The sequence below is a fragment of the Staphylococcus sp. FSL K6-0223 genome (assembly GCF_038008285.1).
On record NZ_JBBOYX010000001.1, the window covers coordinates 996,496 to 1,017,478 of the forward strand.

Genomic DNA, 20,983 nt, shown 5'->3' on the forward strand with positions numbered 1-20,983 from the left:
TCACATACTACTTCTGAAAATGTCAGAACTGCTAATAATGATAAGACTAATAGTGAAGGACAACCGTCAACTATAGAACGAAACACTCCGTTATCGAATATGTCTAATCATAATCAAGCTGAAGATACAAACTCAATTAGAGCAAATAAAGAAGTAGATGCTCAAAATAATCTTTCAGCAGAAAATTCAAAACCAGAAATATCGAATCCTTCTGTGGAAGTGAATAAAGAGAATCATTCCTCAGAAGAACATACTAATGCTGATTCTACATTGACATCAAATAATAAAACACAAGAGAACGTGAATAAACAAAATGGAGTATCCTCTGAAGTTAGAGCTACTGATACAACAACTACTAATGAATTAGTGACTAATTCAGATATTCAAAATAAACCACATAAAAGAAGTAGACGTTCAGTAGATGTTACTGCTACGCCAAATAATGATCCGATGGCCATTAATGAAACAAATTCTGGTCAAATTATAAATGGTTCATTTACTGATACATCGAATGGTGCAGTTATACCGACTAATGCCACTGAATCTGAAAGAAACCCAGCGAGTAAAGTGACAGGTTGGCATGTTAATAACAGTAGTCAAACAGAAATTCCATTAGTATGGGGTCCTAAGGGTTTATCTCTTTATAACTATTACACTTTTGATAAGACGAGAAACAAAGTAGCTGCCGTACTGTCTGCTTACACAGAGAGTGGGTTATATGGTGCTCCAGATAGTAAAGTAGGGTCTATATATCAAGATGTAGATGTTACTCCTGGATCAGTCATTCAACTTCACTATATTAGTGGTTCAATGGGGAATACAGGTGGTATGAACGGAGCTAGAGTATATATTTATGATGCGAATCAACCTAATACTTTGTTATATAAAGGACGTCCAAGTACTTCTTCAATGACATTTGGTAACTTTGTAGGAGTATTTAATGTTCCAGAAACAATTTCAAAATTAAGATTTAGATTTGAATCTACAGACAATCGTACTCATGAACATCCTAACCACCATAGATTATTAAAAGGACCGAATAACTATGGTGGAGGATTGGTTGCAGATGTTACTGTAAATAGTGGAGCATACTTAACTGCTACGACGCCAAAAACAGATTACGTTGTCACATCACCTTCGGCAACAGCTGATAGTGTGCGTGAAACGATAAACTTTTCGATACAAAATAGAGGTCACTCTCGTTCAAATAAAACAAAATATAAAGTGATTCTTCCTGAAGGTGCAAAATACATTTCAGCACAACATGCCAGAGGCTCATTTAACTCTGATACAAGAGAATTAACTTTAGATATCGGTAGAATAGATGCTGGTGGACATATGGATGTATCCTATCAAATTTCACTTCCTGCATCGACACCTTTACAAACTGATATACAAGGTACTTTAAACTATGTTACAGAAGGCGTTAACATGAATAGAATGAGTGATTCCCGTGATTTAGGTTCACCGGGCGATGATCATTTCATGCGTTATGGCGTTCGAAATGAATTTATTAAAAACGAATCTAGTATGCGTGAAGGAAATTACCAAACTGATAGACAAACGCTCACTGTTAAAATGTTTAAAAATGATTTACAGGCTAAAGTTACTGAAATAGAAACGTATTTAAATGGCTTAAATCAAGATAACTATACACCAGAAGCCTGGACATCAATGCAAAATGTATTAAATCAGGCAAAACATATTTTATCTGAAACAGATGATACGCCAATAAGTGAACGTAAAAATCAAGTAACCATTAATGATTTAACATTGAGTTTAGATAAGGAACGTGCAAAATTAACTTTAGACCAGTTAGCTAAAGCAAAAAGAGAAGAATTTAATAATAATAGTGATGCCACTAATGAAGAAAAAGAAGCAGTTATTGAACAAGTAAATAATCCGCTTGAATTTAGCAAGGCTGCTATTGATGCTTCACATGATATAAATGAAATTAATAGGAACAAAGAATCAGGAGTTACAACTATTTCAGGTTTAACGTTTGGTCCTACTGTTAAAAATGATGCTATTCAAGAATTAATGAGAGTAGTAGATAGTAAAAAAGCAGAAATTGATCAAACCCCAAACGCGACAGATGAAGAAAAAGCGGCAGCGAAAGCAAGAGTGGACGCAGCAGTAAATGAAGCAAAACACCAAATCAATCAAGCGACAACTAATCAAGGTGTAGATGAAGCGAAAACACATGGCACAGATTCAATTAATCAAGTCCAACCAACGGTTGTGAAGAAAGATGAAGCAAAACAAGCAATCGATGCAGCCGCAACAGTGAAGAAAGCAGAAATTGATCAAACTCCAAATGCGACAGATGAAGAAAAAGCGGCAGCAAAAGCGAAAGTGGATGAAGCAGTCACAGAAGCGAAACATCAAATCGATCAAGCGACAAACAATCAAAATGTAGATGACGCAAAAACACACGGCACAGAGTCAATCAACCACGTTCAACCAACGGTTGTGAAGAAAGATGAAGCGAAACAAGCAATCGATGCAGCCGCAACAGCGAAGAAAGCAGAAATCGATCAAACCCCAAATGCGACAGATGAGGAAAAAGCGGCAGCAAAAGCGAAAGTAGATGTAGCGGTAACGGAAGCAAAATCATCAATTGATCAAGCGACAAACAATCAAGGTGTAGATGACGCGAAAACACACGGCACAGATTCAATTAATCAAGTCCAACCAACGGTTGTGAAGAAAGATGAAGCAAAACAAGCAATCGATGCAGCCGCAACAGTGAAGAAAGCAGAAATTGATCAAACTCCAAATGCGACAGATGAAGAAAAAGCGGCAGCAAAAGCGAAAGTGGATGAAGCAGTTACAGAAGCGAAACATCAAGTTGATCAAGCGACAAACAATCAAGGTGTAGATGACGCGAAAGGTCATGGTATAGATTTAATCAATCACGTCCAACCAACGGTTGTGAAGAAAGATGAGGCAAAACGAGCAATTGATGCAGCCGCAATAGCGAAGAAGGCAGAAATTGATCAAACCCCAAATGCGACAGATGAAGAAAAAGCGGCAGCAAAAGCGAAAGTGGATGAAGCAGTTACAGAAGCGAAACATCAAGTTGATCAAGCGACAAACAATCAAGGTGTAGATGACGCGAAAGGTCATGGTATAGATTTAATCAATCACGTCCAACCAACGGTTGTGAAGAAAGATGAAGCAAAACAAGCAATCGATGCAGCCGCAACAGTGAAGAAAGCAGAAATTGATCAAACCCCAAACGCGACAGATGAGGAAAAATTTGAGGCGAAGGCAAAAGTGGATAAAGCAGTTACAGAAGCGAAACATCAAGTTGATCAAGCGACAAACAATCAAGGTGTAGATGAGGCAAAAACACACGGCACAGATTCAATTAAACAAGTGCAACCAACGGTTGTAAAGAAAGATGAAGCAAAACAAGCAATCGATGCAGCCGCAACAACGAAGAAAGCAGAAATTGATCAAACTCCAAATGCGACAGATGAAGAAAAAGCAGCAGCAAAAGCGAAAGTGGATAAAGCAGTTACAGAAGCGAAACATCAAATTGATCAAACAACAACTAATCAAGGCGTAGATGACGCAAAAGGTCAAGGCATAGAGTCAATCAACCACGTCCAACCAACGGTTGTGAAAAAAGATGAAGCAAAACAAGCAATTGATGCAGCCGTAATAGCGAAGAAGGCAGAAATTGATCAAACCCCAAATGCGACAGATGAAGAAAAAGCGGCAGCAAAAGCGAAAGTGGATGAAGCAGTTACAGAAGCGAAACATCAAGTTGATCAAGCGACAAACAATCAAGGTGTAGATGACGCGAAAGGTCATGGTATAGATTTAATCAATCACGTCCAACCAACGGTTGTGAAGAAAGATGAAGCAAAACGAGCAATTGATGCAGCCGCAATAGCGAAGAAGGCAGAAATTGATCAAACCCCAAATGCGACAGATGAAGAAAAATCAGCAGCAAAAGCGAAAGTGGACGCAGCAGTAAATGAAGCAAAACACCAAATCAATCAAGCGACAACTAATCAAGGTGTAGATGAAGCGAAAACACATGGCACAGATTTAATTAACCAAGTGCAACCAACGGTTGTGAAAAAAGATGAAGCAAAACGAGCAATTGATGCAGCCGCAATAGCGAAGAAGGCAGAAATTGATCAAACCCCAAATGCGACAGATGAAGAAAAAGCGGCAGCAAAAGCGAAAGTGGATGAAGCAGTTACAGAAGCGAAACATCAAGTTGATCAAGCGACAAACAATCAAGGTGTAGATGAGGCAAAAACACACGGCACAGATTCAATTAAACAAGTGCAACCAACGGTTGTAAAGAAAGATGAAGCAAAACAAGCAATCGATGCAGCCGCAACAGCGAAGAAAGCAGAAATTGATCAAACCCCAAATGCGACAGATGAAGAAAAAGCGGCAGCAAAAGCGAAAGTGGATGTAGCGGTAACGGAAGCAAAATCATCAATTGATCAAGTGACAAACAATCAAGGTGTAGATGAAGCGAAAACACACGGCACAGATTCAATTAATCAAGTGCAACCAACGGTTGTGAAGAAAGATGAAGCGAAACAAGCAATCGATGCAGCCGCAACAGCGAAGAAAGCAGAAATTGATCAAATTCCAAATGCGACAGACGAGGAAAAAGCGGCAGCAAAAGCAAAAGTGGATGAAGCAGTTACAGAAGCGAAACATCAAATCGATCAAGCGACAAACAATCAAGGTGTAGATGAAGCGAAAACACACGGCACAGATTCAATTAATCAAGTGCAACCAACGGTTGTGAAGAAAGATGAAGCAAAACGAGCAATTGATGCAGCTGCAATAGCGAAGAAAGCAGAAATCGACAAAACTCCAAACGCGACAGATGAGGAAAAATCTGAGGCGAAGGCAAAAGTGGATGAAGCAGTTACAGAAGCAAAATCATCAATTGATCAAGCGACAAACAATCAAGGTGTAGATGACGCAAAAGGTCAAGGCATAGAGTCAATCAACTACGTCCAACCAACGGTTGTGAAAAAAGATGAAGCAAAACAAGCAATTGATGCAGCCGCAATAGCGAAGAAAGCAGAAATCGACAAAACCCCAAATGCAACAGATGAGGAAAAATCTGAGGCGAAGGCAAAAGTGGATGAAGCAGTCACAGAAGCGAAACATCAAATCGATCAAGCGACAAACAATCAAGGTGTAGATGACGCAAAAACACACGGCACAGATTCAATTAATCAAGTCCAACCAACGGTTGTAAAGAAAGATAAAGCAAAACAAGCAATCGATGCAGCCGCAACAGCGAAGAAAGCAGAAATTGATCAAACCCCAAACGCGACAGATGAAGAAAAAGCGGCAGCAAAAGCGAAAGTGGATGTAGCGGTAACGGAAGCAAAATCATCAATTGATCAAGCGACAAACAATCAAGGTGTAGATGAAGCGAAAACACATGGCACAGATTTAATTAACCACGTCCAACCAACGGTTGTGAAGAAAGATGAAGCAAAACAAGTAATTGATGCAGCCGCAATAGCGAAGAAAGCAGAAATCGACAAAACTCCAAATGCGACAGATGAAGAAAAAGCGGCAGCAAAAGCGAAAGTGGATGCAGCGGTAACGGAAGCAAAATCATCAATTGATCAAGTGACAAACAATCAAGGTGTAGATGATGCGAAAGGTCAAGGTATAGAGTTAATCAACCAAGTGCAACCAACGGTTGTGAAAAAAGATGAAGCAAAACAAGTAATTGATGCAGCCGCAATAGCGAAGAAAGTAGAAATCGACAAAACCCCAAATGCAACAGATGAGGAAAAATCTGAGGCGAAGGCAAAAGTGGATGAAGCAGTCACAGAAGCGAAACATCAAATTGATCAAACAACAACTAATCAAGGCGTAGATGACGCAAAAGGTCAAGGCATAGAGTCAATCAACCACGTCCAACCAACGGTTGTGAAGAAAGATGAAGCAAAACAAGCAATCGATGCAGCCGCAATAGCGAAGAAAGCAGAAATCGACAAAATCCCAAATGCAACAGATGAGGAAAAATCTGAGGCGAAGGCAAAAGTGGATGAAGCAGTCACAGAAGCGAAACATCAAATTGATCAAACAACAACTAATCAAAGCGTAGATGACGCAAAAGGTCAAGGCATAGAGTCAATCAACCACGTCCAACCAACGGTTGTGAAAAAAGATGAAGCAAAACAAGCAATCGATGCAGTCGCAACAATAAAGAAAGCAGAAATCGATCAAACCCCAAATGCGACAGATGAGGAAAAAGCGGCAGCAAAAGCGAAAGTGGATGAAGCAGTTACAGAAGCGAAACATCAAATCGATCAAGTGACAAATAATCAAAGTGTAGATGACGCAAAAACACACGGCACAGAGTCAATCAACCAAGTGCAACCAACGGTTGTGAAGAAAGAAGAAGCAAAACGAGCAATTGATGCAACTGCAACAACGAAGAAAGCAGAAATTGATCAAACTCCAAATGCGACAGATGAAGAAAAAGCGGCAGCAAAAGCAAAAGTGGATGAAACAGTTACAGAAGCGAAACATCAAATCGATCAAGCGACAAACAATCAAGGTGTAGATGATGCGAAAGGTCAAGGTATAGAGTTAATCAACCAAGTGCAACCAACGGTTGTGAAAAAAGATGAAGCAAAACAAGTAATTGATGCAGCCGCAATAGCGAAGAAAGCAGAAATCGACAAAACCCCAAATGCAACAGATGAGGAAAAATCTGAGGCGAAGGCAAAAGTGGATGAAGCAGTCACAGAAGCGAAACATCAAATTGATCAAACAACAACTAATCAAGGCGTAGATGACGCAAAAGGTCAAGGCATAGAGTCAATCAACCACGTCCAACCAACGGTTGTGAAGAAAGATGAAGCAAAACAAGCAATCGATGCAGCTGCAATAGCGAAGAAAGCAGAAATCGACAAAACCCCAAATACAACAGATGAGGAAAAAGCGGCAGCAAAAGCGAAAGTGGATGCAGCGGTAACGGAAGCAAAATCATCAATTGATCAAGCTACAAACAATCAAGGTGTAGATGAAGCGAAAACACATGGCACAGATTTAATTAACCACGTCCAACCAACGGTTGTGAAGAAAGATGAAGCAAAACAAGTAATTGATGCAGCCGCAACAGCGAAGAAAGCAGAAATTGATCAAACCCCAAACGCGACAGATGAAGAAAAAGCGGCAGCAAAAGCGAAAGTGGATGTAGCGGTAACGGAAGCAAAATCATCAATTGATCAAGCTACAAACAATCAAGGTGTAGATGAAGCGAAAACACATGGCACAGATTTAATTAACCACGTCCAACCAACGGTTGTGAAGAAAGATGGAGCAAAACAAGTAATTGATGCAGCCGCAATAGCGAAGAAAGCAGAAATCGACAAAACTCCAAATGCGACAGATGAAGAAAAAGCGGCAGCAAAAGCGAAAGTGGATGCAGCGGTAACGGAAGCAAAATCATCAATTGATCAAGTGACAAACAATCAAGGTGTAGATGATGCGAAAGGTCAAGGTATAGAGTTAATCAACCAAGTGCAACCAACGGTTGTGAAAAAAGATGAAGCAAAACAAGTAATTGATGCAGCCGCAATAGCGAAGAAAGCAGAAATCGACAAAACCCCAAATGCAACAGATGAGGAAAAATCTGAGGCGAAGGCAAAAGTGGATGAAGCAGTCACAGAAGCGAAACATCAAATTGATCAAACAACAACTAATCAAGGCGTAGATGACGCAAAAAGTCAAGGTATAGAGTCAATCAACCACGTCCAACCAACGGTTGTGAAAAAAGATGAAGCAAAACAAGCAATCGATGCAGTCGCAACAATAAAGAAAGCAGAAATCGATAAAAATGTAACCCTTACTGATGAAGAAAAACAATTCTTTAAGAAAAAAGTTGAACGATTAGTCGAGGAAATAAAACACCAAATTGATCAAAATACAACTAATCAAATGGTAGATACTTCGAAAAATAATGGAATAGAGTCAATTAATCATTTGAATATTGTAGGGAATGTTAAAGTCAATGCAATAAAACACTTACTAGAAATTGCTCAAAAACAAAAAGAACTTATTGATCAAAATAAAAATGCAACGATTGAAGAAAAACGAGAAGCCCAGCAAAAAGTAGATGAATTACTAAAAATGGCGAAAGATAGTATTAATGCATCTACAACAAACAGTGATGTTTCAATATTAGAAAAAAATTATATTGATCAAATTCGTAAATTGACTCCAAGTACTGAAACAAAAATTAATGCGAGAAAAGCTATAGAAGATGTAGCAAGAAAACAAAAAGCTTTAATTGATGCAATGTCTTATTTAACTAATAATGAAAAACGACTAGCAAAACAAAAAATAGATAATATAATGAAACGAGCTTTAGAGGCCATTAATAATTCTGATAGTGCAGTGGACATTGGACAAATTGTTATAAAAACAATTGAAGAAATTAGAAACATCAAACCAATATCGACGTTTAGTTTTAATAACAGCATTTTTAGTAACAAATCTACTGTTTTAATTAGAGATATAACATCTAACAATACTTTATCTAAATTACCGAATACTGGTAAAGTAGAAAATGAAAGATTACCAATTCAAACTTTAATATTTGTAAGTGGTTTAGTCTTATTACTAAGAACAAAAAGAAAGTTCAAAAAAAGTGAATAATTAAATAGAATTAAACACCTTTCAACATACTCTTTTTAGAGCATTGTTGAAAGGTGTTTTTTAATCTTCATATGAGCCAGCTTCGCTTCCAGCAACGTGTCCAGTAACTAAAGCACTTGTAATATTGTAGCCACCTGTATAACCATGAATGTCTAATACTTCTCCACATAAAAATAAGCCAGGTTGAATTTTTGACATCATTGTTTTAGGCCATATTTCTTTAAGAGAAACGCCACCACCAGTAACAAAGGCTCTTTCAATCGAAAGGGTACCATTAACAGTGAAAATGAATTGTTTGAAATGTTCTGCGAGGTGAGTCAACTGTTGATTTGAAAGATGATGAAATGTTGTATTTTCATTAATATTAGCCTGTTCTAGCATAAACAATAAATATCTTTCTTCTATTAAACCACGTAGTGCATTTTTTATATATTTGTCTGGTTCTTCGCTTAAGATTTTCTTTATTTTATTTTCTAAATCTTGTAAAGAAATCTCTGGAAATACATCTAACTGTAATTGAATGTCTTGTTTTTTCTGATTTTTTTGTTCTTTATAAACGAATTGGCTACAACGTAATGCAGCTGGTCCACTTACACCAAAGTGTGTAAAAATCATATCCATTTGATGACTAATACGTTTTTTACCATTTTTCTTTAAAACTGATAATTCTACATCTTTTAAACTTAAGCCTTTAAGTGTTTTATTTTTAATAAAAGATTCACTAGATGTAATAGGGACTTCAGTAGGGAATAATTCAGTAATAGTGTGACCTAAATTTTCAGCAAATCTGTAGCCATCACCTGTAGATCCAGTTTGGGGAACGCTTGTTCCACCAGTCGCAATAATAACTGTTTTTGATTCAAATTCGCCATCTTGTGTTTTTACTATAAAAGATTGATCATTTTTAGAAATGTCATTAACAACAGTTTCTTCTTTAATTTCAACGTTGTTATTCTTAATTGTATTAACTAACGTATCAACAATATCTTGTGATTTGTTTGAAACTGGAAACATTCTTCCATGATCTTCTTCTTTTAATTTTATACCACGACTTTCAAAAAATTCTATTATGGATTCGTTATCAAATTTTGAAAATGGACTATATAAAAATTTACCATTTCCAGGTATATTTTTGATGATTTCTTCGTAAGGTAGACGATTAGTCACATTACATCTACCACCACCAGAAATTTTTAATTTTCTTCCAAGACCGTTTTTCTTTTCAATTAATAGAACCTTACTACTATTTTCACTCGCAGCAACTGCTGCCATTAACCCGCTTGGTCCACCGCCAATGATTATTGTTTGATACATATATTAACCTCCGTTATCATACATTTATATTCTACATAAATACTTATTATTTTGCGAACTGAAGGAGAAGTTTGCTTTGAAAAGTGTATTAAATACATAAATAAAAAAACTTACAATATTTTTAGTTAATAATAGTGAGAATAATTGATTAAAAAACTTAAAAAGAAACGAGAAACAATAAGTATTTTGTGATATATTTTATAGTAATGCAAGTCCTTAGTTTAGACAGATGTATAACGACATAGTTTGATTAAATTAAAGATAGGAAGATTGAATATGAGTGAAAATAAGGAAATGGTGCGCGGAACCTTTTTAATAACATTTAGTATTTTAATTACTAAAATTCTAGGTGTTTTATTTGTAATTCCTTTTTATGCGATTATGGGTGCAAATGCGGAGGAAAAGTTAGCGCCGTTTAACTATGCTTATGTTCCTTATAATATTGCTATTGCTGTCGCTACAGCTGGAGTGCCTTTAGCAGCTTCAAAATTTGTAGCAAAGTATAATGCAATAGGAGCATATAGAGTAGGACAAAAACTCTATAAATCGAGTTTTATCGTAATGTCGATATCAGGTATTATAGGATTTTTAATATTGTTTTATTTAGCCCCTGATATTGCAGGTATTACTTTAGGTCAAAAAGAAGGAAAAGGTGGATGGACAGTACCAGAGATTACTTGGATTATTCGTATCATCAGTATGGTAGTTGTTTTTATCCCACTATTAGCAACATGGAGAGGGGTATTCCAAGGTTATCAATCGATGGGTCCAACTGCTGTATCTGAAGTTACTGAACAATTAGCCAGAATTATATTTATATTAATAGGTAGTTATTTAGTTTTAAATGTTTTTCATGGTACTTATTTACAAGCCAATGGTGTAGCTACATTCGCAGCGGCTGTGGGAGCAATTGCAGGTTTATTTACTCTTTGGTATTACTGGAAAAAGCGTAAACCTCACATTCAAAAAATGGTAGAGTCTGATCGTACAGGATTAGACATTTCTTATGGAAGAATGTATAAAGAAATTATTGCATACAGTATTCCGTTTGTAATTGTTAGTTTAAACTTCCCATTATTTAACCTTGTTGATCAATTTACACATAACAATGCATTAGATGCAGCAGGGTTCCATGCAAATAAAGATTATTTCTTTACGATATTAAACTTTACAACCAATAAAATTGTAATGATTCCAACATCACTTGCAGCAGGTTTTGCGGTAAGTTTAATTCCATTTATTACTAAAACATATGCAGAAGGCCGTTTAACTGAAATGCATCGTCAAATTAAAACATCAATCGGTGTTTTAATGTATATTACAGTTCCAGCAAGCTTAGGAATAATGGCCTTGTCTGCACCTTTATATACAGTTTTCTATCAATATAATCCAGATGGAAACAAAATGTTATTTATCTATGCTCCTGTAGCAATATTAATTTCTTTACTCAGTGTTACTGCTTCGATGTTACAAGGCATAGACAAACAAAAATTGACAGTATTTGTCATTTTAGGATCCGTTGTATTAAAGTTAGCACTTAATATTCCATTGATTATGACTTTCCATACTGCAGGAGCAATTTTAAGTACTGCTATTGCATTGAGTTTTGCGATTACAGCAAATTTCTTTATTTTAAAAATATATGCGAAATATGAATTTACAGAAACATTTGTGCAAGTAGCGAAAATTTTTATTTATAGTTTAATCATGATGATTAGTGTAGAAATTGTTTACTTAATTTTAGGTCATTTTGTCCCTGTAGAACGTAAATTTGGAGCAATGATTATATTATTTGTTGGGGTTATTATCGGTGCATTAGTGTATGGCGGTATCACAATTAAAAATCGATTAGCTGATCAATTTCTTGGTGAATTACCAACAAAGATTAGACGTAAAGTTGGATTCTTAAGATGAGGTTAGATAAATTTTTATCGAATATGGGAGTTGGCACGCGTACCGAGGTAAAGCAGCTTTTAAAGAAAAATAGTGTCAAAGTTAATGATAAAGTGGAAAAATCGCCTAAATCCCAAGTGAATCCTGAGCAAGATGAAATTACTGTAGATGGCAAAATAATAGAGTATATTAATCATGTTTATATTATGTTAAATAAACCCAAAGGATATGTTTCTGCTACTTATGATGATATAAATCAAACAGTGATAGATCTTATTGATGATTACCGCCATCTTGATATATTTCCAGTAGGCAGATTAGATAAAGATACTGAAGGTTTATTACTTATTACTAATGATGGACAATTTAACCATAATTTAATGAGTCCATCTAAACATGTGTCTAAAACGTATAAAGTAACCTCTAAATATCCTATTAAAAACGAAGATATTATTGCTTTTAAAAATGGAATTGAACTATCAGATGGCAAAGTAAAACCAGCACAACTTGAAAAACTAGATCATAAATTATCTTTAGTTACTATTTATGAAGGAAAGTATCATCAAGTGAAAAGAATGTTTCATTCAATTGATAATGAGGTATTAGAATTAAAACGTCTTAAAATTTCTAATTTGACGTTAGATGAAAACTTAAAATCTGGAGAGTATCGTTTACTAACTTCAGAAGAATTAAAACTTTTATAGTAATAAAAGAGAAAAGGGGTAATATGATGGCTAAAAGTGCAGGTTTATTAAGAATTGTGGCAGGAATTGGTGCTGCAGCGGCTGCAGTAGCATTATCACGTGAAAGTAGCAGAAATAAATTAAAAGCTGAGTATAATAAATATAAAGAAAATCCAGAAGGCTATAAACAAAATGCGAAAGGGCTAGTTAATGATATTAGCTCAAAAGCAAATGAAACAATTCAAAACGTAAAGAATGACCCACAAGGTTATGCAAATCGTTTAAAAAATGATCCTAAATCTTTATTACAAGATGAAAAATCTAAATTCACTAATGTGAATACTAAAAAAAATGATACACATGAATTAGCAGAAGGTAAATTTGATGATGAAGGTGGTGCAACTGTTAATAATAATTTAAGAGTAGTCACTGAAGAAGATTTGAAAAACAATCATAATGCCTTAGACGATAGATATTAAACTTAAATTTTAAAGAAGTGAGAAAATTTTTTCTCACTTCTTTTTTTATATGTACTATGAAATTTTCTGACATTTTGTTGTCATTTAATACTAGATTTATGTAAAATAATAGGTATATCTATTGAAAAGGAAGTTGATCTCTAATGTGGAAAGAAAAAGTACAAGAATATGAAAGTCAAATTATTGAAGATTTAAATGGATTACTTTCAATCAAGAGTGTGAGAGATGATAGTCAAGCTTCAGAGGAAGCACCAGTTGGTCCTGGACCTCGTGAAGCTCTTGATTATATGTATAAAATCGCTCAAAGAGATGGTTTTTCTACCCATGATGTTGATCATATTGCTGGAAGAATTGAAGCAGGTCAAGGTGAAGATGTATTGGGAATTTTATGTCATGTAGATGTCGTTCCTGCTGGAGACGGTTGGGATTCTGATCCATTTAAACCTGTTGTAACAGATGATGCTATTGTGGCAAGAGGTACACTTGATGATAAAGGTCCAACTATCGCAGCTTACTATGCAGTTAAAATTTTAAATGAAATGAATGTAGATTGGAAAAAACGTATTCATATTATTATTGGTACAGATGAAGAATCTGACTGGAAATGTACAGAAAGATATTTCAAAACAGAAGAAATGCCTGCTTTAGGTTTTGCACCAGATGCTGAATTCCCTGCTATTCATGGTGAAAAAGGAATTACAACATTTGATTTAGTCCAAAATGTAAGCTCACATCATACTGATCATTCAGAAGCAAAACTTCTTTCATTTGAATCTGGTCAACGCTATAACATGGTTCCTGATCATGCTAAAGCACATATTTTGGTTGAAAAAAATATGACAGACGTAGTTCAACATTTCGAACATTATCTAGACCAACGTCAACTAGAAGGTGAAGCGGTTGTAGATAATGGTGAATTGATATTAACTGTTGAAGGGAAAGCCGTCCATGGTATGGATCCTTCACTTGGTGTGAATGCTGGTTTATATCTTATTGACTTCCTATCAACTTTGAATCTTAATCAAGCTGCAAAAGAATTCGCTGAATTTAGTAATCGTTATTTACATGAATCTCATTTTGGTGAAAAAATGGGTATGAAGTTCCATACTGATGTTATGGGAGACGTGACAACAAACGTAGGTATCATTACGTATGATAAAGAAAAAGGTGGCAAATTTGGTATCAATTTACGTTATCCTAAAGGCTTCGAATTTGAAACTGCTTTAGAACGTTTTAAAAATGAAATCAAATCTCAAGGGTTTGAAATAGAATTAGGTAAAGTTCAACAACCTCATTTCGTAGATAAAAATGATCCATTTGTACAAAAACTTGTCACTGCTTATAGAAATCAAACAGGTGATATGACAGAACCTTATACAATTGGTGGAGGCACTTATGCACGTAATTTAGACAAAGGTGTTGCATTTGGAGCTATGTTTGAAGATTCAGAGGATTTAATGCATCAAAAGAATGAATATATTACTAAAAAACAATTATTCAACGCAACAAGTATCTATTTAGAAGCAATTTATTCACTATGTGTGGAGGGATAAATAATGACAAAAGTATTTATTAACGGAGAATTTTTAAATCAAGAAGACGCAAAAGTTTCTTATGAAGACCGAGGTTATGTATTTGGAGATGGTATATATGAATATATTCGTGCATACAACGGTAAATTATTTACAGTAACTGAACACTTTGAAAGGTTCCTTAGAAGTGCGAGTGAAATTCAAATCGATTTAGGCTATACTGTCGAGGAGCTAACAGATATTGTAAGACAACTTTTAAAAATCAATGACATTCAAAATGGTGGAATTTATATTCAAGCGACAAGAGGTGTAGCACCAAGAAACCATTCTTTCCCAACTCCAGAAGTTAAACCTGCTATTATGGCATTTGCTAAAAGTTATGATCGTCCATACGACGACTTTGAAAATGGCATTAATGCTGTAACAGTTGAAGATATTAGATGGTTACGTTGTGACATTAAAAGTTTAAATTTATTAGGAAATGTTCTTGCTAAAGAATATGCAGTTAAATATAATGCAACAGAAGCCATTCAACATAGAGATGAAACTGTTACTGAAGGTGCGTCAAGTAATGTGTATGCGATTAAAGATGGCGAAATCTATACACATCCCGTTAATAATTACATTTTAAATGGTATTACTCGAAAAGTAATTAAATGGGTTGCTGAAGATGACAACATACCATTTAATGAAGAAACATTTACAGTTGATTTCTTAAAAAATGCAGATGAAGTCATTGTGTCTAGTACTTCTGCTGAAGTAACACCTGTCGTTAAGATTGATGGCGAAATTGTAAATGATGGTAAAGTAGGTCCAATTACTAAAAAATTACAAGAAGGATTCGAAAAGTATATTGAATCAAAAAGTATCAATTAACTTTAAATTTCTTCAACGATGATGTATATGATATGTTATAATATTTATAAAGAATTCGGGATTTTAGCTTTTTCATACTAGTAAAATGTATCATTTTGTTTCTCATTTTCAGTTGAAAAATTAAGCTAAAAATTATAAAATCATCATTGAGTGATTAAAGAGATAACGTAAAAAATTTAAATGATTTGAAGACATTTAAATAATAATTTTATCAATATAACAAAAACAAAGTTAGAAATATAATCGTTAGATAAAAAGCGATGATTAAATTAGATATATGGCTCTTGAAAAACTATATTTCTCGAGCCATTTTCTAGTTGAAAGTGAGGTGAACGAGTTGGAGCAGTTTTATCAATTAGGGTGGACGCTTGATTCTGCAGGTGGAGCATCTGGAGAAGCGTATATGGCTGAACAAGATGGACAAAAATTATTTCTTAAGCGTAACTCAAATCCATTTATTGCAGCTTTATCTGCAGAAGGTATTGTGCCTAAGTTAGTTTGGACAAAACGTATTGAAACAGGCGAAGTGGTAACAGCACAACATTGGAAAAATGGTAGAGAACTTACACCATCTGAAATGTCTCAAAGAAGAGTTGCTGAACTTCTCAAAAAAATACATGGTTCAAAACCACTACTTAATATGTTAAAACGTATGGAAATGGAGCCTATTACCCCAAATATTATGTTAAAGAAAATTAATGCTTCTTTATCTAGAGACGTATTAACCCATCATATTATTCGAAAAGCATTAACTTACTTGGAAGATCATATTCCTAATTTAGATTCACGTTTCTTTACAGTAGTTCATGGTGATGTTAATCATAATAACTGGTTACTTTCTGATCGTGATGAGTTATTTTTAGTAGATTGGGAAGGTGCAATGATTGCTGATCCAGCCATCGATATTGGTATGCTGCTATACAACTACGTTCCAAAACAACAATGGTCTAACTGGTTCAATACTTATGGTGTTAAAGAAAGTATGGACTTAAATAAACGTATGAAATGGTATACTGTGATTCAATCAATCGGCATGATTCAATGGTATGAAGAACAAAAAAGATTTAAAGATATGAACACATGGCTCAAATTTTTAAATGAGGTAATGAATAGTAATTTATTTATTTAAGGAGATTTAATACATGAGAGTCCGTTATAAACCATGGGCAGAAGATTATTTGAAAGAACATCCTGACCTAGTAGACATGGATGGTTCGCATGCTGGCAAAATGAGTGATTGGTTTGATAAGAAACAGCCAATCTATATTGAAATCGGTTCAGGAATGGGGCAATTTATAACTACACTTGCAGAGCAACATCCTGAAATTAATTTTGTTTCTTTAGAGCGTGAAAAAAGCGTTATGTATAAAGTGCTTGATAAAGTAAAGGATAAAGGACTCACAAATTTAAAAATGATTTGCAATGATGCAATTGAACTAAATGAGTACTTTAAAGAGAATGAAGTATCTAGAATTTATTTAAATTTCTCGGATCCTTGGCCAAAAAAAAGACATGCAAAACGTCGTTTAACGTATCGCACTTTTTTAGCTCTATATGAACAAATTCTTAAAGAAGATGGAGAAATACACTTTAAAACAGATAATAGAGGTTTATTTGCTTATAGTCTTGAAAGCATGTCACAATATGGAATGTATTTTACAAAGTTAAATTTAAATCTTCATGATGAAGATGATGAAGATAATATATTAACTGAATATGAGAAAAAATTTTCTGATAAAGGTTCCCGTATTTATAGAATGGAAGCCAAATTTCATAAAAATTAATAAATAATATATTAAATCCAACACACGAGCGTAAGAAGCAAATACATTCTTACGCTCGTGTGTTGTTTTATCATTTATTGCTCTTTATGATAAATATAAGTACATATGATAAACATCCATGCAATATATAAGAGAAAAAGAAAAAATTTAGTCCATATTTCATCTAAAAGGATTATTGATTTTTGTATTATCATAGTAATCGTTACTTTACTGTTAAGTTCGAAAATGATAAAAAATTAATAAAAACATCAAACAAATATAATTTAAAATATGAATATGAAGTAAAAAAAGTATTAAAATGTTTTTTAAATATCAAAAAAGTAATATTAATTTTCTTCAATAGTAAGTATTTCACCTGTGTGTGCATCAGCATAGAAAGTATACTCTATATCACGGTTGTTTTTATTTTGAGTAATACCACCTTGATAAACAAGACGATTTAAATATTGCTCTTTATTTTGTAAAGGTTCATGAAGAATGTAAGAACCTTTAATATCCATAAAATATGATTTTACTTCCTCTAATATTCTATCCGGATTTTTTACTTTTTTGTTTTTCAATGTACGATAGAGTATAAAAGCCGTAGATGCTCCTATAGTTATTACGATGGGAATGGAGATATATTTTATAGTCTGACAAGTCATAATTATCGAATCTAACCTTTCTATTAATAGTTCTTATTATTAGTTTACCATAATCAAAATGATATAATACATTTAAGGAGCGTGTTTATGTAATGGAAAACGATAAAACTTTATTTCGTATAAAAACATTAACAGAATTACATGGAGCACCAGGCTTTGAAGAAGAAGTACGTGACTACATGAAACAAGAAATGACACCATTTGTAGATGAAGTGATAACAACTCATATGGGAAGTATTTTTGGTGTAAAAAAATCAAAAAAACAAAATGCAAAGCGTGTGATGATAGCGGCTCATATGGACGAAATTGGCTTTATGATTACGAACATCACTCAAAATGGCATGTTACAGTTTACTAATTTAGGCGGCGTATCTAATGATATATGGCAAGGACAACGACTGCAGGTTAAAAATAGAAAAGGTGAAAAAATTGTAGGTGTAGTTTCGAATATACCAAAACATTTTAGAACAGGTAATGAAGCGGTTCCTGAGATTAAAGATTTAATGTTAGATATAGGAGCAGAAAGTGATAAAGAAGTTCGATCACGTGGAATAGAAATAGGGGACACAATTGTTCCTTTTACACCATTCACTCAATTATCTGAACATCGATATAGTGCTAAGGCATGGGATAATCGTTACGGTTGTGTCTTAGCAATTGAAATATTAGAATTACTCAAAGATGTAGAATTAGATGTAGATTTATATGTGGGTGCAAATGTTCAAGAAGAAGTTGGATTAAGAGGTGCAAAAGCATCAACTGAATTAATACAGCCAGACATAGCATTCGTTGTAGATTGTTCTCCTGCAAATGATATTAAAGGTAAACAGCAATTATCTGGTCAATTAGGTGAAGGAACATTAATTCGAATTAAAGATGGTACAATGATTCTCTCTCCACGTTTCAGAGACTATCTACTGGAGTTAGTTGATACATTTGATATTCGTTCACAATACTATATTTCACCAGGTGGTACAGATGGGGGAGAAATCCATAAAGCAAATAAAGGTGTACCTACAGCAGTTATAGGCGTATGTGCAAGATATATTCATAGTACAGATGCGGTATTTGATATTAGAGACTATTATGCCGCGCGTGAATTATTAAAACAAGCTGTGAGTCACTTAACAAATGAAAACATTTTAACATTACAATTTCAAAGTGAGGAGAAATAATATGATTACATTAGAAACTGAAAAACAATTTGAAGAATTAAAAAATGAACAAACGGTATTTGAATTTACAGCTGGATGGTGTCCAGATTGTAAAGTGATTGAACCAGATTTACCGAAATTAGAAAAAAAATACTCTAATTTTAAATTTGTATCAGTAGATCGAGATAAATTTATAGATTTAGCAATTGAAAATGATATCATGGGTATTCCAAGTTTTCTCGTATATAAAAATGGTGAATTAATGGGAAGTTATATTGGAAAAGAACGAAAATCAATCGAACAAATAGATTCATTTTTAAGTCAATATGTGTAAATGAGTAATTAGGACTTAAACTTCTTATTTATATGAAAGAATAGCCTAATTTTTCTGTAACTGGAGCTCTTTTTATTGTAAAATATTGTAAGGTGCGAAAATAGGAGTGTTTTAATATGAACGTCTTTCAAATGAGAGATACATTAAAACAACGTTTAAAACATTTAGACGTTGATTTTAAGTTTGATCGTGAAGAAGAAACATTACGTATATATAGACGAGATAATTTTAAAGGCGTAACTATCAAACTTAATGCAGTTGTAGCGAAGTATGAAGAACAAAAAGAGAAAATCATTGATGAAATTATCTATTATGTTGAAGAGGCAATTGCACAAATGGATGATAATGGTCTATCTAAAATGAAAGATATTCAAGTTATGCCTGTAATAAGATCAACTAGTTTTGATAAAAAAACTAAAGAAGGTCATCAATTTGTTATTGAAGAACATACTGCAGAAACTAATATTTATTATGCACTTGATTTAGGAAAATCGTACCGATTAATTGATGAAAGTATGTTAAAAACACTAGGTTTAACTTCACAACAAATTAAAGAAATGTCGTTGTTTAATATACGTAAACTTGAGAATAAATATAAAACAGATGAAGTAAAAGGAAATATTTTTTATTTTATCAATTCAAATGACGGATATGATGCGAGTCGTATTTTAAATACAAAGTTTTTAAATGACATTGAAGCTCAATGTGAAGGTGAAATGTTAGTCGCTGTTCCTCATCAAGATGTATTAATTATTGCTGATATACGCAATAAAACAGGCTATGATGTTATGGCACACTTGACGATGGAATTTTTTACTAAGGGACTTGTACCTATAACGTCACTTTCATTTGGTTATAAAAAAGAACATTTAGAGCCGATTTTTATTTTAGGAAAAAATAATAAACAAAAAAGAGATCCAAACGTTATTCAACGTTTAGAAGCGAATCGTAAAAAATTTAATAAAAAATAACTAATAATACGTAAAAAGGAGAATTTAAATGAATTTATTTTATAATAAAGAAGGCGTAGGGGACGTTGCATTTTTACAAATTGAACCAACAGATGGGCCTTTTGAATATGAAATAAAAAATAATGTGGTTGCTATTAAACATGAAAATCAAATTGTTGGATTTAATATTTTCGATTTTTCAAAAGTATATTCAGTTAATAGTAAGGGTCATATTAAATTAAATGAAACGCTTGTAGAAGCTATACAACAATCAATTACAAATGCAGGTTTTGATTATCAACTTGAAGCGGATTTATCACCTAAATTTGTTGTAGGCTATGTAGAAACTAAAGAAAAGCATCCTGATGCAGATAAATTAAGTATTTTGAAAGTTGATGTTGGTAGTGAAAAACTACAAATCGTGTGCGGTGCGCCAAATGTAGAAGCAGGTCAAAAAGTTGTCGTAGCTAAAGTCGGTGCAGTTATGCCAAGTGGAATGGTAATTAAAGATGCTGAATTACGTGGTGTTGCATCAAGTGGTATGATTTGTTCAATGAGAGAATTGAACTTGCCTAATGCACCTCAAGAAAAAGGAATCATGGTATTGTCTGATGATTATAAAGTAGGCAATGCATTTTTTGATTAAAAAAACTAGGAAGGATGT

At 34.0% G+C, this 20,983-nt stretch carries 14 protein-coding genes; 12 read left to right on the plus strand and 2 right to left on the minus strand.

The features are described 5' to 3' along the window. Positions 1-99 precede the first annotated feature (99 nt). Positions 100-8,676, plus strand: coding sequence for a SasC/FmtB family protein (locus MHI13_RS05045; RefSeq protein ID WP_445684212.1), 8,577 nt, complete (start codon positions 100-102; stop codon positions 8,674-8,676). A 60-nt stretch (positions 8,677-8,736) separates the two neighbouring features. Here MHI13_RS05045 and MHI13_RS05050 read toward each other — a convergent pair whose 3' ends face one another. After that, on the minus strand, positions 8,737-9,990 hold the full coding sequence (locus MHI13_RS05050) for a BaiN/RdsA family NAD(P)/FAD-dependent oxidoreductase (protein ID WP_054105816.1): 1,254 nt from the start codon (positions 9,988-9,990) through the stop codon (positions 8,737-8,739). A 276-nt stretch (positions 9,991-10,266) separates the two neighbouring features. Here MHI13_RS05050 and MHI13_RS05055 point away from each other — a divergent pair, with 276 nt between their 5' ends. The 7 genes from MHI13_RS05055 (at position 10,267) to trmB (ending at position 17,237) form a co-directional block, all read left to right on the plus strand. Then, on the plus strand, positions 10,267-11,904 hold the full coding sequence (locus MHI13_RS05055) for a putative polysaccharide biosynthesis protein (protein WP_054105815.1): 1,638 nt from the start codon (positions 10,267-10,269) through the stop codon (positions 11,902-11,904). Next, complete coding sequence (locus MHI13_RS05060; RefSeq protein ID WP_017176347.1) at positions 11,901-12,587, plus strand: pseudouridine synthase; 687 nt, start codon at positions 11,901-11,903, stop codon at positions 12,585-12,587. Before MHI13_RS05055 ends, MHI13_RS05060 begins: the two co-directional genes overlap by 4 nt. 26 nt (positions 12,588-12,613) lie before the next feature. After that, positions 12,614-13,045, plus strand: coding sequence for a YtxH domain-containing protein (locus MHI13_RS05065; RefSeq protein ID WP_054105814.1), 432 nt, complete (start codon positions 12,614-12,616; stop codon positions 13,043-13,045). 143 nt (positions 13,046-13,188) lie between these two features. Further along, complete coding sequence (pepV, locus tag MHI13_RS05070) at positions 13,189-14,598, plus strand: dipeptidase PepV (RefSeq protein ID WP_054105813.1); 1,410 nt, start codon at positions 13,189-13,191, stop codon at positions 14,596-14,598. A gap of 3 nt (positions 14,599-14,601) precedes the next feature. Continuing rightward, positions 14,602-15,453, plus strand: coding sequence for a D-amino-acid transaminase (gene dat / locus MHI13_RS05075; RefSeq protein WP_002488018.1), 852 nt, complete (start codon positions 14,602-14,604; stop codon positions 15,451-15,453). A gap of 337 nt (positions 15,454-15,790) precedes the next feature. After that, a complete protein-coding gene (locus tag MHI13_RS05080) occupies positions 15,791-16,582 on the plus strand; it encodes a phosphotransferase family protein (protein ID WP_002488010.1) in 792 nt (263 codons plus the stop codon). Positions 16,583-16,595: 13 nt separating this feature from the next. Further along, positions 16,596-17,237, plus strand: a complete 642-nt coding sequence (gene trmB, locus MHI13_RS05085; protein ID WP_002449690.1) for a tRNA (guanosine(46)-N7)-methyltransferase TrmB — start codon at positions 16,596-16,598, stop codon at positions 17,235-17,237. A 326-nt stretch (positions 17,238-17,563) separates the two neighbouring features. Here trmB and MHI13_RS05090 read toward each other — a convergent pair whose 3' ends face one another. Beyond that, a complete protein-coding gene (locus tag MHI13_RS05090; protein WP_037541145.1) occupies positions 17,564-17,881 on the minus strand; it encodes a PepSY domain-containing protein in 318 nt (105 codons plus the stop codon). A 92-nt stretch (positions 17,882-17,973) separates the two neighbouring features. Here MHI13_RS05090 and MHI13_RS05095 point away from each other — a divergent pair, with 92 nt between their 5' ends. The 4 genes from MHI13_RS05095 (at position 17,974) to ytpR (ending at position 20,965) form a co-directional block, all read left to right on the plus strand. Then, positions 17,974-19,056, plus strand: coding sequence for a M42 family metallopeptidase (locus tag MHI13_RS05095; protein WP_017176345.1), 1,083 nt, complete (start codon positions 17,974-17,976; stop codon positions 19,054-19,056). Between the two features lies 1 nt (position 19,057). Continuing rightward, positions 19,058-19,369, plus strand: coding sequence for a thioredoxin family protein (locus MHI13_RS05100; protein ID WP_002449688.1), 312 nt, complete (start codon positions 19,058-19,060; stop codon positions 19,367-19,369). A gap of 116 nt (positions 19,370-19,485) precedes the next feature. After that, positions 19,486-20,340 (plus strand): DUF1444 domain-containing protein, encoded by an 855-nt coding sequence (locus MHI13_RS05105; protein ID WP_017176344.1) that lies wholly within the window; start codon positions 19,486-19,488, stop codon positions 20,338-20,340. Positions 20,341-20,368: 28 nt separating this feature from the next. Beyond that, positions 20,369-20,965, plus strand: coding sequence for a YtpR family tRNA-binding protein (gene ytpR, locus MHI13_RS05110; RefSeq protein WP_017176343.1), 597 nt, complete (start codon positions 20,369-20,371; stop codon positions 20,963-20,965). Positions 20,966-20,983: the final 18 nt, after the last annotated feature.